13 protein-coding genes are annotated in these 14,969 nt (G+C 41.9%); 4 read left to right on the top strand and 9 right to left on the bottom strand.

What is annotated here, in order from left to right:
- Positions 1–903: a site-specific tyrosine recombinase XerD gene (xerD, locus tag M1F14_RS10025; RefSeq protein WP_129466206.1), complete on the bottom strand. Its 903-nt coding sequence runs from the start codon at positions 901–903 to the stop codon at positions 1–3.
- 117 nt (positions 904–1,020) lie between these two features.
- Here xerD and fldB point away from each other — a divergent pair, with 117 nt between their 5' ends.
- Positions 1,021–1,539, top strand: a complete 519-nt coding sequence (gene fldB, locus M1F14_RS10020; RefSeq protein WP_042845038.1) for a flavodoxin FldB — start codon at positions 1,021–1,023, stop codon at positions 1,537–1,539.
- 53 nt (positions 1,540–1,592) lie between these two features.
- Here fldB and M1F14_RS10015 read toward each other — a convergent pair whose 3' ends face one another.
- Together M1F14_RS10015 and sdhE are read right to left on the bottom strand one after the other, a co-directional pair.
- Complete coding sequence (locus M1F14_RS10015; protein WP_042845040.1) at positions 1,593–2,003, bottom strand: protein YgfX; 411 nt, start codon at positions 2,001–2,003, stop codon at positions 1,593–1,595.
- A complete protein-coding gene (gene sdhE / locus M1F14_RS10010; RefSeq protein WP_042845042.1) occupies positions 1,984–2,250 on the bottom strand; it encodes an FAD assembly factor SdhE in 267 nt (88 codons plus the stop codon). Before sdhE ends, M1F14_RS10015 begins: the two co-directional genes overlap by 20 nt.
- Before the next feature lie 249 nt (positions 2,251–2,499).
- Here sdhE and ygfZ point away from each other — a divergent pair, with 249 nt between their 5' ends.
- From ygfZ to M1F14_RS09995, 3 genes are all read left to right on the top strand, one after another.
- Positions 2,500–3,489, top strand: a complete 990-nt coding sequence (gene ygfZ, locus M1F14_RS10005) for a tRNA-modifying protein YgfZ (protein ID WP_181468667.1) — start codon at positions 2,500–2,502, stop codon at positions 3,487–3,489.
- An 11-nt stretch (positions 3,490–3,500) separates the two neighbouring features.
- Positions 3,501–4,121, top strand: coding sequence for an HD family hydrolase (locus M1F14_RS10000; RefSeq protein WP_042845046.1), 621 nt, complete (start codon positions 3,501–3,503; stop codon positions 4,119–4,121).
- 160 nt (positions 4,122–4,281) lie between these two features.
- Positions 4,282–5,172: a hypothetical protein gene (locus tag M1F14_RS09995; protein ID WP_225832977.1), complete on the top strand. Its 891-nt coding sequence runs from the start codon at positions 4,282–4,284 to the stop codon at positions 5,170–5,172.
- Between the two features lie 115 nt (positions 5,173–5,287).
- On the opposite strand, the gene gcvP is transcribed toward M1F14_RS09995, so the two are convergent.
- From gcvP to pepP, 6 genes are all read right to left on the bottom strand, one after another.
- Positions 5,288–8,164 carry an aminomethyl-transferring glycine dehydrogenase gene (gene gcvP / locus M1F14_RS09990; protein ID WP_042845048.1) on the bottom strand — a complete coding sequence of 959 codons (2,877 nt, stop codon included), beginning with the start codon at positions 8,162–8,164 and terminating at the stop codon, positions 5,288–5,290.
- Positions 8,165–9,042: 878 nt separating this feature from the next.
- Positions 9,043–9,435: a glycine cleavage system protein GcvH gene (gene gcvH / locus M1F14_RS09985; RefSeq protein WP_042845049.1), complete on the bottom strand. Its 393-nt coding sequence runs from the start codon at positions 9,433–9,435 to the stop codon at positions 9,043–9,045.
- A 45-nt stretch (positions 9,436–9,480) separates the two neighbouring features.
- Positions 9,481–10,575, bottom strand: a complete 1,095-nt coding sequence (gcvT, locus tag M1F14_RS09980; protein ID WP_042845051.1) for a glycine cleavage system aminomethyltransferase GcvT — start codon at positions 10,573–10,575, stop codon at positions 9,481–9,483.
- Between the two features lie 544 nt (positions 10,576–11,119).
- Positions 11,120–12,349 carry an FAD-dependent 2-octaprenylphenol hydroxylase gene (gene ubiI / locus M1F14_RS09975; protein WP_042845053.1) on the bottom strand — a complete coding sequence of 410 codons (1,230 nt, stop codon included), beginning with the start codon at positions 12,347–12,349 and terminating at the stop codon, positions 11,120–11,122.
- Positions 12,350–12,376: 27 nt separating this feature from the next.
- Positions 12,377–13,555 (bottom strand): 2-octaprenyl-6-methoxyphenyl hydroxylase, encoded by a 1,179-nt coding sequence (gene ubiH / locus M1F14_RS09970; RefSeq protein WP_042845054.1) that lies wholly within the window; start codon positions 13,553–13,555, stop codon positions 12,377–12,379.
- Between the two features lie 32 nt (positions 13,556–13,587).
- Entirely contained in the window at positions 13,588–14,910 is a 1,323-nt protein-coding gene (gene pepP, locus M1F14_RS09965; RefSeq protein ID WP_042845055.1) for a Xaa-Pro aminopeptidase, read from the bottom strand.
- Between the last annotated feature and the right edge of the window lie 59 nt (positions 14,911–14,969).

Here is a 14,969-nt window from a genome sequence, read left to right as displayed (position 1 = left end):
TCACCCCCTTGGGTGATGTTGCTCATGTAACATGCGTAACCGTTCTGTGGCAACATGGGTATAAATTTGTGTTGTGGATAAGTCACTATGACCTAATAACATTTGCACAACACGTAAATCCGCCCCGTGGTTCAATAAATGGGTTGCGAATGCATGCCTCAGTACGTGAGGTGAGAGTAGTTCAGTATCAATATGAGCAAGTACTGCATAATATTTTATCCGATGCCAAAAAGTTTGCCGTGTCATTTTAGTGCCACGCTTACTGGGAAATAAAATATCGCTGGTTTTGCCATTCAATAGTTCAGGACGACTTTCATCAATATATTTTTCTAGCCAGTATATTGCCTCTTCTCCCAATGGAATCAATCTTTCTTTATCACCCTTACCTACCACACGAATGACACCTTGACGTAAACTGATATCTGAAAATGTTAAGCCTATCAATTCAGATACTCGCAAACCACAAGCGTACAACACTTCTAACATCGCTTTATCTCGTAACTCAAGCGCATCCTCTGTTGCGGGTGCATTCAATAAATCTTCGACTTGCCGCTCACTTAAATCCTTAGGTAAACGCTGAGGAATTTTGGGTGCTGCAATAACCGCAGATGGGTCATCGAGACGTATTTTTTCACGATACAAATACTGAAATAACCTACGCATAGCACTTAATAGGCGAGCAGAGCTGGTCGCTTTATAACCGCCATCAATGCGTTCTGCTAAAAAAGATTGCAGGTCAATTGACTGAACACTTTCTAAATACAATTGGTGAGCATCAAGCCAGTTGTCTAACGACTGAAGGTCATTACGATAAGATGCCAAAGTGTTTTCGGCAAGATCTTGTTCTAGCCAAATGGTATCAAGAAATTGTTCAATTAATGGATTAAGTTGTTTTGTTTCCACGAAAAATGAGCTTCCTTAGGGTAAGACCACACAATTCTATTATGCCTGAATGTAGTTGCTTCTGTTACAATACATCTCTTGTGATGAAAACCATAGCTGGACATAGTAACAATATATATGAAAATAGGTCTTTTTTACGGTTCTAGTACCTGTTATACCGAAATGGTTGCAGAAAAAATACGTGATATTCTGGGCGATGATTTCGTCACACTGCATAACGTTAACGATACACCGCCAACTGAAATGGAACAGTATGATGTTCTTATTTTGGGAATACCAACGTGGGATTTTGGTGAAATACAAGAAGATTGGCTAGAAATTTGGGAAGCGCTTCCCACTCTTAACTTAGCAAATAAAATTGTTGCTATGTACGGGTTAGGAGATCAAATAGATTATAGCGAATGGTTTCTTGATGCCTTGGGCATGTTATACCACCAATTAAAACCAACAGGTGTCAAATTTGTCGGTTTTTGGCCTACTGATGGCTATGAATTCGAAAGCCCAAAACCCTTAAATGAACAGGGTGATAAATTTGTTGGGCTAGCATTAGATGAAGTTCATCAATTTGAGCAGACCGATGAGCGCATTGCGCAATGGTGTGTGCAAATTTTGCAAGAAATCGAAGCTTCCCTGTAATACATGAACATAAGTGACTAAGGTTCTTTACGGCTACTTGTTTTTCAGTAGCCTTAAATATCAGGGTATTGAAGTAATAATTGGTTCAAATTACGCCAACTTTCCTCAGAAACAGAGTCTTTAGCAACCCATAGGTGAATTTTTTGTTGCTTACCTTGTAAAGCTTCTAATGACAATAAGATGCCATAGCGGCTCAACCAAGGTGCTTTCACAATATTCCATTCATTCTTTTTCCATTGGACTTTATTACCATTAACCAACACAGCAACCCCTTTTATTTTGCTGATGTTCTTTTGGCTTTTTGCCCAACTAGCCACCACAACCGCAAGAAGTGGCAACCATATCATTGAATGAGCCGGTGCCCATGGTGCAACAAGCAAAAACATGCCTACTGCCCCATGAACACAGGTTGAAAAAAACTGTGTTTTCCATGAAATGGAAAGATTAGATTTCCACAGGACCACGATTTTTATTTTTTTCCTGAATCAGTTTTACCATACGAAATAGCTCGTCGTCATCTGGGCGACCGTGATTCATTAACCAGTTAAATAAATCAGGGTCCGCACACTCCAATAAACGGACAAACACCTGTTTATCATTGGTTGTCAGACTATCATATTCATACTCAAAAAATGGCATGATTGAAATATCTAGCTCACGCATACCGCGGCGACAAGCCCAATGAATTCGCGCCTTGTTCTCAATATCCATTCCACTACGACCTTTTGTTGCAGTTAACTGATAAGATTGATTATTTTCAATACTCTAACAGATTATCTACTGAGAAAACATGCCATAGGCTACATTGTTGTAATTTTAGTAGTAAAATGCCGTTTTTCTACAAACAGATAACAAAAAAATACTCAATAATACCCGTGGTATCATAATAACTACTTGCAATGTTATCTAGCTATTTTACCATTAAGCACCTTTATCTATCAAAGAACAACAGGTGAAATCATGACTACCCAAATTGATATTGATAGTACACAACAATTTCCCTTTGAATCACACTCTTTACCGCTCGTTTTGATTTCACTGGAAAACTGGGAACTTATCCACCTTCATGGCCTAGACGCAGAAAAATATTTACAAGGCCAAGTGACCGCAGATGTTGCCACACTCACTCAATCACATGCATTAACTGCCCATTGCGACCCAAAAGGTAAAATGTGGAGTGACCTGCGATTATTCCATCATTTAGAAGGGTTCTCTTATTTATTAAGAAGCAGTATTGCTGATACGCAACTCGCTGAACTCAAAAAATATGCGGTTTTTTCCAAAGTAACATTTGAGAAAAAAAATGAGCTTAAGCTACTTGGGGTAGCGGGTAAAGGAGCAAGACCAGCACTTTCAGCAGTCTTTAGCGTTTTACCTGACGAACAAAACCAAGTAGTCACTGACGGTGATTCGACTTTACTCTATTTTTCATTACCTACAGAACGTTTTTTAGTGGTTACAACAGAGGCAACAGCACAGACAATAGTGCAGACACTCGGTGCCCCACAAGTCAGTGATGAACAGTGGTTAGCACTCGATATCGAAGCAGGCTTTGCCGTTATAGACCAAGAAAATAGCGCTCAACACTTACCTCAAGCGGCTAATTTACAAGCTCTTCCTGATGGAATTAGCTTTAAAAAAGGCTGTTACACGGGTCAAGAAATGGTCGCTAGGGCCAAATTTCGTGGTGCCAATAAACGCGCAATGTATTTGTTAAAAGGAACAGGTTCAACACTCCCAAATATTGGTGAAGGCGTTGAATGGCAACTCGGCGATAAATGGCGCCGTACTGGGACAGTTCTTGCCACGGTTCGCTTAGGGGATGGCAAAATATATGTGCAAATCATTATGAATAACGATATGGAACCTGACAGTGTTTTTCGCGTTATGGGTGATGAGCAAAGCCATTTAACTATCGTACCGTTGCCATATTCATTAGAAGAAAAATAGTTGGGGTTTTTATGTCATCTGTATTAGGTAACGAGCCTATTGAGGTTATCAAGTTTGGGGCTTTTACCGAGGTCGTCCAATTTTTAATGGAATTAGATAAGCTCAAAAGTATTTACCGTAAAAATAAGTTATTGAATCGCGAACGCCAAGAAAATACTGCCGAACATAGCTGGCAGTTTGCAGTTGCAGCCATGAGCTTCGCCCCTTATGTTCAAGGTGTTAACATTGAGCATGCGATTAAATTAGCATTAGTTCACGACATAGTTGAAATTGACGCAGGTGATGTCATGGTATTCGATAATGCTGCTCGTGACGCTATCCATGAAGAAGAAGTTAAAGCGGCTAATCGTATTTTCAACCTATTGCCTAGCCCGCAAGCTGAAACGCTTTTAGCATTATGGAATGAATATGATGCGCTTGAAACTCCTGAGTCCATTTACGCCAATGCGATTGATAGGGCTATGCCAATGCTGATGAATTTACATAATCAAGGGCAAAGCTGGGTTGAAAACAACATCCGTCTTGAGCAAGTAATCAGTAAATGTGATTATATAGAGCAAATTCTTCCTGATTTTTATCAACAACTTAAATTACAGTTAGAGCAAGCCCAGCAAAAAGGCTGGTTACTGTAATTCCCGATAAGCGGCTTAACGGTCGCTTATAAAAATCCTATAACCTCCTTCAAAACTAATTTTTAATACATTTAATAGTTTGCTAATTAATAAGATGTTACCTATGGTTTAAACAAACATTCACGTGATGTATTGATTATCAATTAGGTGACATATGCCAATGAATAAAATTAGCTCATCCCCTTATCTATTGTTACTTGATGTCCATTCTCCAGCCATTATTCAGTTTAATAAATCAACCTATCAAATTACATGCCTAATAGAACAATTAGGTGGAACACCAGATGGTATCGCCGTCGACCCAACGAATAAATTAATTTATTGGAGTAATATGGGAGAGGATTATGACGCTGATGATGGTTCAATTAACGTAATGAACTTCGATGGTAGTGGGCGAAAAATGTTGTTAGGTCATGGAGATGTCAGAACACCAAAACAGCTACAACTCGATTTAATCAATCAAAGGCTATATTGGTGTGATCGCGAAGGGGGAAAAGTTGCTTCTTGCCATGTCGATGGCTCAAACTTGCAAACTCATGTGGCAAGGCCCAGAAATAAGCAAAACCAAGTTGATATTTTAGACCAGTGTGTCGGTATTTCTTTAGATATTCCCAACAATTGGGTTTATTGGACACAAAAAGGGACGCCAAAAGGTAATCTTGGTCGTATTTTCAGAGCACCACTAAAACCAAACATTCAGCAACCACCCGAGAACCGAACTGATATTGAACTATTACTTGATCGCCTACCTGAGCCTATTGACCTATTACTTGATGAAGAAGCCTGTCTTTTATATTGGACGGATAGAGGTGCCGAACCGGATGGTAATAGTTTAAATTGTGCAAATGTGACGGCGCATGGCGTCAATAATCACAAAGTTATCAGCCGTGGTTTCAAAGAAGCTATCGGTCTCACTTATGATAAACCTGCTCAATTAATGTATGTCGCAGACCTAAATGGTGGGGTTTATCGCGTAACAATACCGACCGGTGACGTTGAGAAAGTTTATCAAGGTAAAAACTATACGGGGATCACCCAGTATTCACCTTAATTTATCATGTGAATATATTAAAGAAAAAGGCCTGACTCAGTCTAATATTGAGTTCAAGCCTTATAACTAATTTATTGATAGTGCTCAACATGATATGAGCACTTTAAATTATATCTTACATATACTCTTCAATCGGAACACACGAGCAATGTAAATGACGGTCGCCATACACATCATCAAGACGTTTAACCGCTGGCCAATATTTATTAGCTTTGGTTTGCGCCGTCGGGAACACAGCCAATTCACGGCTATAACTGTGAGGCCATTCTTGCGTTAGCTCGGTTTGGACATGAGGAGAATTCACCAGAGGGTTATCCTCAAGCGTCCACTGCCCTTCAACCACTTGGTCAATCTCATCCCGTATTGCTAACATCGCCTCAATAAAACGGTCGATTTCAGTGATACATTCCGATTCCGTTGGTTCTATCATCAACGTGCCTGCCACAGGGAAAGACATGGTTGGGGCATGAAAACCATAGTCAATCAACCGTTTAGCTATATCAAGCTCACTGATGCCGGTATCCTTTTTAATTGGGCGTAAATCAACGATACATTCATGAGCAACGTAACCATCTTGCCCTGTATATAAAATGTCATAGCGGCTGGAAAGGCGTTTAGCAATATAGTTCGCATTCAAAATAGCCACTTGGCTCGCTTTGCGTAAGCCATAAGAGCCCATCATTCGGATATACATCCAGCTAATGGGCAAAATAGAAGCGCTACCAAATGGAGCAGCAGAAACTGCACCTTGGTCTGTGACCATTTCTTGTTCAACTACTGAATGCCCTGGTACAAACGGAGCTAAATGTTTTTTCACCCCAATTGGACCCATACCTGGACCGCCACCACCATGAGGAATACAGAATGTTTTATGTAAATTTAAGTGAGACACATCCGCGCCAATAAAGCCCGGTGTCGTTAACCCAACCTGAGCATTCATATTTGCTCCATCAAGGTAAACTTGCCCACCATATTGATGAATAATTTCACAGACTTCGCGAATACTTTCTTCATAAACCCCATGTGTAGATGGATAAGTCACCATGACACAAGAAAGTACATCACTATATTGCTGCGCTTTATCGCGTAAATCGTCTAAGTCGATATTCCCTTCATCATCACAACGTACAACCACGACTTCCATACCTGCCATATGGGCAGACGCTGGATTGGTTCCATGAGCGGAAGCTGGGATCAAACAAATATTCCGCCCCCCATCATTACGGCTTTCATGATAACGGCGGATAGCGAGCAGCCCTGCATATTCCCCTTGTGCACCTGAGTTAGGTTGCATACAAACCGCATCGTAACCCGTTAATTGCACCAACCAATGAGAAAGCTGTTCAATCATTTGATGATAGCCTTGTGCTTGGTCCACAGGGCAGAATGGATGTAGCTCCCCAAATTCTGGCCATGTAATCGGGATCATCTCCGCGGCTGCATTAAGCTTCATCGTACACGACCCCAGCGGGATCATCGCTTGGTTCAACGCTAAATCTTTACGCTCAAGGCTATGCATATAACGCATCATTTCTGTTTCGCTGTGATAGCGATGAAAATTCGGATGAACTAAGATTTCATCTGCCCGTTGCATAGATTTTGGAATGGCGTGTTCTTGATTTGCAACAGATTGGTCTAATTTTTCAAAATCCAATTTAGTGTCAATACCCGTGATCACCGTAAACAGCTCATTTAAGTCCTGGCGAGTGGTGACTTCACTAAAGGTGACCCCCACGGCTCCACGAATATCCGTCCGTAAATTGATGTTTGCTTTTTCTGCTCGGGCTAATACTGCGGTTTTATCTTCCACTTCAACTGCTAAAGTATCAAACCAAGTTTTATGGCGTGATGAGAACCCCGCTTCGGCTAAAGCTTTAGCAAAGATTGATGTGAAGCGATGAATACGCCCAGCAATCATTTTTAAACCTTCAGGACCATGATAAACCGCATACATAGCCGCAATATTGGCTAACAAAACTTGTGAGGTACAAATATTTGAATTCGCTTTTTCACGACGAATATGCTGCTCACGGGTTTGCATCGCCATACGCAATGCTGTATTCCCCGCGGCATCGCGTGACACACCGATAATACGCCCCGGCATTGCACGTTTAAACTCATCACGGCAAGCAAAGAAAGCTGCATGTGGACCACCATAGCCCATAGGTACACCAAAACGCTGCGCTGAGCCAAATACGATATCGGCCCCTTGTTTACCCGGTGCAGCTAATAACACTAATGCCATCATGTCTGCAGCAACACAGCTAACGATTTGGCGCTGTTTTAATGTTGCGAATAGTTCACTGTAATCATGGATATTACCGGTTGTGCCCACTTGTTGTAACAAGGCCCCAAACACCCCTTCATGTTCAAGAACTTTTTCTGCACTATCAACAATCACTTCAAAACCAAAGGTACCGGCTCGTGTTTTTACAACGTCAAGGGTTTGCGGGTGAATATCATCAGCAACGAAGAAACGTTCAGCATTCTTTAACTTACTAATTCGTTTTGCCATCGCCATGGCTTCAGCCGCCGCAGTCGCTTCATCTAATAATGAGGCTGATGCTAAGTCTAATCCGGTAAGGTCAATCGTTAACTGCTGGAAATTAAGTAATGATTCTAAGCGGCCTTGTGAAACTTCAGGTTGATATGGCGTGTAAGCTGTGTACCAACCGGGGTTTTCCAATAAGTTACGCAAAATAACAGGGGGAAGCACCGCGGGTGCATAACCCATCCCAATATAACTTTTAAAGCGTTTATTCAGTGATGCGATAGCTTTCAATTCAGCTAAAGCTTCCTGTTCAGTTGCCCCACCACCTACTCTTGGTGGCTCTGAAAGTAAAATTGCTTTAGGAACAATTTTGTCCATCAAAGCATCTAATGAGGTTGCACCCACAGTATCTAACATGGTTTTTATTTGTTGTTCTGATGAACCAATGTGGCGTGAAATAAATTCTGAACGGTTTTCTAATTGACTCAGTGACATCGACATATCTGTGTTCCCATCCTTTGTCTGCTATGCATAAGTTGTAGGGCGGTTATTACGGAACTTGCGAGGTAACGACTTGTTGCTTGCTAATTATGTTTTTCAACTCTCTAAATAGTTCATCTTGTGGCTAGGCGGCAAGCGGAGACAATCTTGGGGAGCATACACTAGTATGTGACCCGAGTTGTCGAGTGCAGTCAACACCCACAAAACAAACGTATTAATAAACCCTATAAATAATTCATCTTATAACTCATACTGAAAGTATTTATTCTAAATAGTTTGCGTTGTGGCTAGGCGGCAAGCGGAGACAATCTTGGGGAGCATACACTAGTATGTGACCCGAGTTGTCGAGTGCAGTCAACACCCACAAAACAAACGTATTAATAAACCCTATAAATAATTCATCTTATAACTCATACTGAAAGTATTTATTCTAAATAGTTTGCGTTGTGGCTAGGCGGCAAGCGGAGACAATCTTGGGGAGCATACACTAGTATGTGACCCGAGTTGTCAAGTGCAGCCAACACCCACAAAACAAACGTATTAATAAACCCTATAAATAATTCATCTTATAACTCATACTGAAAGTATTTATTCTAAATAGTTTGCGTTGTGGCTAGGCGGCAAGCGGAGACAATCTTGGGGAGCATACACTAGTATGTGACCCGAGTTGTCAAGTGCAGCCAACACCCACAAAACAAACGTATTAATAAACCCTATAAATAATTCATCTTATAACTCATACTGAAAGTATTTATTCTAAATAGTTTGCGTTGTGGCTAGGCGGCAAGCGGAGACAATCTTGGGGAGCATACACTAGTATGTGACCCGAGTTGTCGAGTGCAGCCAACACCGCCACAACACAAAATATGACGAATAAATTATTCTTCGACTTCAATCATTGAGATATAACCCGCCGCATCAATTAAGTCCGCCAGCTCAGAGGTATCCGACGCTTTAATTCGGAAAATCCAACCTTCTTGATAAGGCTGTTCATTTACTAGTTCAGGTGAATCATTCAGGTCGCTATTAACTGCAACAATTTCACCGCTCAAAGGTGCGTAGATATCAGATGCCGCTTTTACGGATTCCACAACAGCACAGTCATCACCTGCGCTAACCACGCTACCAACCTCAGGTAAATCAACAAACACCATATCACCCAGAGTTTCTTGCGCATGCTCAGTAATACCAACGGTATACTCACCGTTACCTTCATCACGCAGCCACTCATGTTCACGGGTATACAATAATTCTTTAGGTGTATTGCTCATTATTTGCCTCTCAATTTTAAAATTTGTTTATCGGGTTACCCCAAATTACACTAAGCAGTTACCTTCGCGGACAAAGCCCGGTTTAACCACTTCAACTGGCATTTCTCGATGTCGAATTTCAACAATCGCTTTGTCTTGAATTCCGTTAGGGACACGCGCCAACGCAATACTAAATCCGAGAGTTGGAGAGAAAGAACCACTCGTGATTACCCCCTCTTGTAATTTACCCAATTCATCAGTAAAGCGGACCACTTGCCCTGCTCGCAGTATACCTTTTTCACGCATCACAATACCGACGAGTTTTTCAGTTCCTTGTTCGCGTAATTGTTCTAATGCCTCACGCCCAATAAATTGGCGGTCTTCCGGTTTCCAAGCAACCGTCCACCCCATATTCGCGGCTAGAGGGGAAATACTTTCATCCATATCTTGGCCATAGAGATTCATACCTGCTTCTAAACGCAATGTATCACGTGCGCCAAGGCCAGCAGGATGGACACCCGCTTTTAATAACTTATGCCAAAAACCAACAACTTGATTTTTCGGCATCGCAATTTCATAACCTTTTTCACCGGTATACCCTGTCGTGGCGATAAATAAATCCCCTGTTTGGACACCATAGAAAGGTTTCATGCCAGCAATGGCTTTATTTTGCTCATCACTGAGCAAGGAGTGTACTTTTTGCTGAGCTTGAGGGCCTTGAACTGCCAATAAGGCTAAATCATCCCGTACACGAATTTCGACAGCATAACCCGCTGCGTGCTGCTCAATCCATGCGATGTCTTTATCCCTTGTCCCAGAGTTAACCACCAAACGATAGAAACCCTCTTCCAAATAATAAACAATCAGGTCATCAATAACCCCACCGGATGCATTTAACATACCCGTGTACAAGGCTTTACCTTTCTCTGTAAGTTTATTGATATCGTTAGCGAGTAGATAACGAAGAAAGTCACGACAACCTTCACCATGTAAATCGACAATAGTCATATGGGAAACATCAAACATCCCTGCATCGGTTCTGACGAAATTATGTTCATTGATTTGAGAACCATAATGCAACGGCATCATCCAGCCATGAAAATCCACCATCTTTGCGCCGCAGGCTATATGCTCTTCATATAGTGTTGTTTGCTTTACCATGAATACCCTCTTTACATTATTTATATGACAGGGTGATTGCGTGGTTAAGAATACCTATTATCGATTAATCAATTGGCATTACTAACCTGACGCAAACGATAACATTTTTAAAAACCTACCATTGTTCGCGGCTAGATTCTATAAAAAAAAATAGGGCTACTGCTCCACTGTATTACTGATTACATCCTACTTTTACCAGTGCTTTTTGTTAAATAATTGAGAATGATCACTCAAAATGCTTACAATCAAGGCAGAATAGATTAAAAAGCAACCAGATTATATTCTTTATGAATAAAATTGGAGAGCAAAACCCAACGAGCAAAATAAGTAAAACTAATGCGAAATGTGGCTGCAATTAGTTTTTTTCAGTCATACTGTGAAAATAATACTGCGCCCAAATAGCAAATTAAACGAAAGACCATGGCAGGATCAGGGATTAAACAATACGAGTTATTTCTGGCAACAGAATATGTATTAACAGACTTGGAATTTAATATGACAAGATAAAGGTATAACTGGCGCTATACCTTTACTGAACAAGAAATTAGAGCGACTCTTCTAATGATAGTTTTTCCAACCATTTAGGCATATCAGATAACCCCATAGCATGGTTCAATAACTGGGGTTTAACACCCGGCAAACTATCAGCCAAAACTAAACCAATATCACGCAGCAGTTTCTTCGCAGGGTTATTCCCCTCAAATAGCTCTCGGAAACCTTGCATCCCCGCTAGCATCAATGCAGCACTGTGTTTTCGACTACGCTCATAATCACGCAAGTAGAGATATTGGCCAAAGTCTTTACCCTCCCGATGTAAGCGTTTAATTTCACCAATTAACATCGCCACATCCATAAAACCAAGGTTAACGCCTTGACCAGCCAATGGGTGGATAGTATGTGCCGCATCACCTAATAAAGCTAAGCGTTGAGCGGCAAATTGCCTAGCATAACGCCCTATTAATGGTATTGTTAGCCTGTCACTTTCTAATTGGCAAAGACCAAGACGTAAATCAAACGCCACTGCGAGCTCTTTATCAAAACTTGCCTTATCTAACGTTTGTCGCCTTGCAGCCTCCGTTGCCCCTTGTGACCAAACAATAGAACAAAGGTGTGGGTCACTTAAAGGTAAAAACGCTAAAATGCCTTCACCATTAAAAGCTTGCCTTGCGATCCCCTCATGGGGTTTTTCGGTTCTGATCGTTGCAACAAGCGCAGTATGCTCGTAATCCCAAAAAGTCAGCGGGATATCAGCATGGCTACGTAACCATGAGTTTGCCCCATCAGCCCCAACTATTAGCCTTGCCGTCAGCATGTTTTCATCTTCTAATGTGATAAAAACATCATTTTCCCCCCAAGCCACTTTTTTTATCGCTGCAGGCGCTAATAACGTTACATCCCTTAGTTGAGACGCTTTATGCCATAAAGCATCTCGCACCACATTATTCTCAACAATATGACCTAAATGAGTCAAATTTTGTTCGTTAGCAGAAAATGTAATACGGCCAAAGCTGTCGTTATCCCAGACTTCCATACCACCGTAAGCTGAGGCTCGCATTTCTTTAATAGCTGACCAAACACCTAAGTGAGTAAGTAATTTCTCACTCGCTGCATTAATTGCCGACACTCTTAATGCGTAAGGTTCTACCGCTGAAAATGTGCATTTAGGGGGGGTATTTTCAACCACAGCGATACGTAGGCCACTGCCTTCTAAACCACAAGCCAGCGCAAGTCCAGCCATACCCCCGCCAGCGATAACCACATCAAATGATTGCATGTTATTAATTTCCTCTCTATTTCGTGGTTATTGGTGTGTAACCCAACCCAATGTTTGGCGCGCCAAAACATCGCGAGCGGGTGGCAACATTTCCATTGCCATTAAGCCTAAATTACGGCCAACAATCAGTGGTAAGCAACGGTTAGCAAATATGCGTACTAACCCATCGGTCATTGTGACGGTTTTGTCCCTATCGAGAGCCCGTATTTGTTGGTACTGACTTAACAACGAATAGCTGCCGATATCTTGATTATCAGCATGTGCATTCACCACCGTTTGAGCTAATTGCATAACATCACGGAGCCCTAAGTTAAAGCCTTGCCCTGCAATAGGGTGTAATGTTTGTGCTGCATTACCAACCAGTACCACTCGGTGGCTGACCGGTGTCAGTGCCTTGCGTAATACTAATGGGTAGCAATGACGCTTACCGGCCATCACAACCTCACCTAAACGCCAACCAAATGCTTGTTGTAGCCTGTGAATGAATGTTGCATCATCCCATGCATTAATGGCATCAGCTTGTTCTTGATGGTGGCACCAAACCAAAGAGCTACGCCCTTGTGACATAGGTAATAGTGCAAGGGGGCCAAATTCAGTAAAGCGTTCAAATGCTTGGCCTTTTGGGTCAACCGCCGTTTTCACATTAGCGATGATGGCTACTTGCCCATAATCATCCTGTTGCCATTGTATGTTACATGCTTTACCAATCGCAGAATGGCTACCATCAGCGGCAACCAATAATTGACCAGTTACTGTATCACCATTGTCCAAAGTCACGCTAACAGAGCCTTGTTCACGATGAACACTTTCGACTTTGGCGGGGCAGTATAATGTCACCCCCGGCGCTTTACGCAGAAGGGAGAATAAACGGGTTCCAGCCTCATGTAACTCAATCACATTACCCAATGCGGCAATATGATAATCTTTTGCGGCAATATTGACAAAACCCGCATGCCCTCTATCAGAAACATGAACGTGATTAATCGGTGTCACACAATCTGAGAATGCAGGCCACACCCCTATTTTTGATAAATACTGGCAAGTACCATGTGCTAATGCAATGGCTCTAGCATCAAACCCAGGGTGTTTGCCTTCCGGTAAAGCGGCCTCGATGAGTGAAACCGATAACTTTCCTTGGCTAAGGGAAGAAATAGCGAGTGCTAACGTCGCGCCCGCCATTCCGCCCCCCACGATAATCACATTCATGCGTTATTTCTTACCTTTATTAATAACTCTTTTTAAACCAAACGCTGTTTTGCTTGCAACATTAAAGCTTCTATTTCATCTGGGTCTTTCACGACCAGATCTGTCAGATTTTCGTTGCCCTCTGCAGTGATCACAATATCGTCTTCAATACGTATGCCGATACCACGGTATTGAGGAGGCACATCAGCATCTGGTGCAATATATAAACCAGGCTCGACGGTTAATACCATCCCAGGCTCAAGTATACGGTCTCTATCGGTCCCATAAAAACCGACATCATGCACATCTAGCCCTAACCAATGACTTAAACCATGCATAAAGAAAGCTTGATATGCTTTGTTTTCGATCAATTGATCGACATCGCCTTGTAAAATACCTAAGGCCACTAAGCCTTCGGTTTTGATACGCACAATCTGGCGAGTAACCTCATGCATACTCGTTCCCGGGCGATACAATTCTAATGCGGTATTTAGAGCTTTCAGCACGATATCGTAGACTTCGCGCTGAGCTTGGCTAAATTTGCCATTAACAGGAAATGTACGCGTAATATCCCCCGCATATCCCTCAAACTCTGCCCCTGCATCAATTAATACCAGCTCACCATCCTTCATTTGGCATTCATTTTCGGTGTAATGCAAAATACACGCGTTTTCACCGCTTCCAACAATAGAATTATAAGAAGGGAAACGTGCACCATGACGGGTAAATTCGTGCTCTAACTCACCGCATAACTGGTATTCATACATATTTGGCCGACAAGTTTCCATTGCTCGGATATGTGCAAGGGCTGAAATCCGCCCTGCCTCGCGCATCGTATTAATTTCTGCTTCCGATTTAAATAAACGCATTTCATGCACAATCGGACGCCAATCCACCATAGTTTCTGGCGCACGCAGATTACGACGGCTTCCCTTACGTAAAACATCTAGTGCATCAAAAACGAGTTTATCTGCGTAAGCAAATTCACCTTGAGCATGGTAAACCACATCTAATCCGTTGAGTAACTGATACAACTGCTCTTCAACTTCGTTAAATGGTAAGGCTTTATCAATGCCTAGCTTTTCAGGAGCGGCCTCTTGACCAAGACGACGCCCAAACCAAATTTCAGCTGTTAAATCGCGAACCCGATTAAAAAGAACAGTATGGCTATGTTTTTCATCACTTTTAATTAAGACTAATATAGCTTCAGGCTCGCTAAAACCGGTCAGATAAAGGAAATCACTGTGCTGACGATAAGGGTATTCACAATCCGCATTGCGCTGTGCAGGCGGGGCAGAAAAAATAATTGCTGCACTACCTGACTGCATTTTTGCCAATAATGCGTTACGACGAGAAATAAATTCCTGTTTATTCATACCGTTTTTGCCTTATTATCTGAATTATGATGTTGCTAATAGTATGCTAGCGAACAATA

The sequence above is a fragment of the Providencia sp. PROV003 genome (assembly GCF_045040775.1).
In the GTDB taxonomy this organism is placed as follows: domain Bacteria; phylum Pseudomonadota; class Gammaproteobacteria; order Enterobacterales; family Enterobacteriaceae; genus Providencia; species Providencia huashanensis.
The sequence above is the reverse complement of the archived record's forward strand: the minus strand, read 5'-3'. Positions and strand labels throughout refer to the sequence as shown.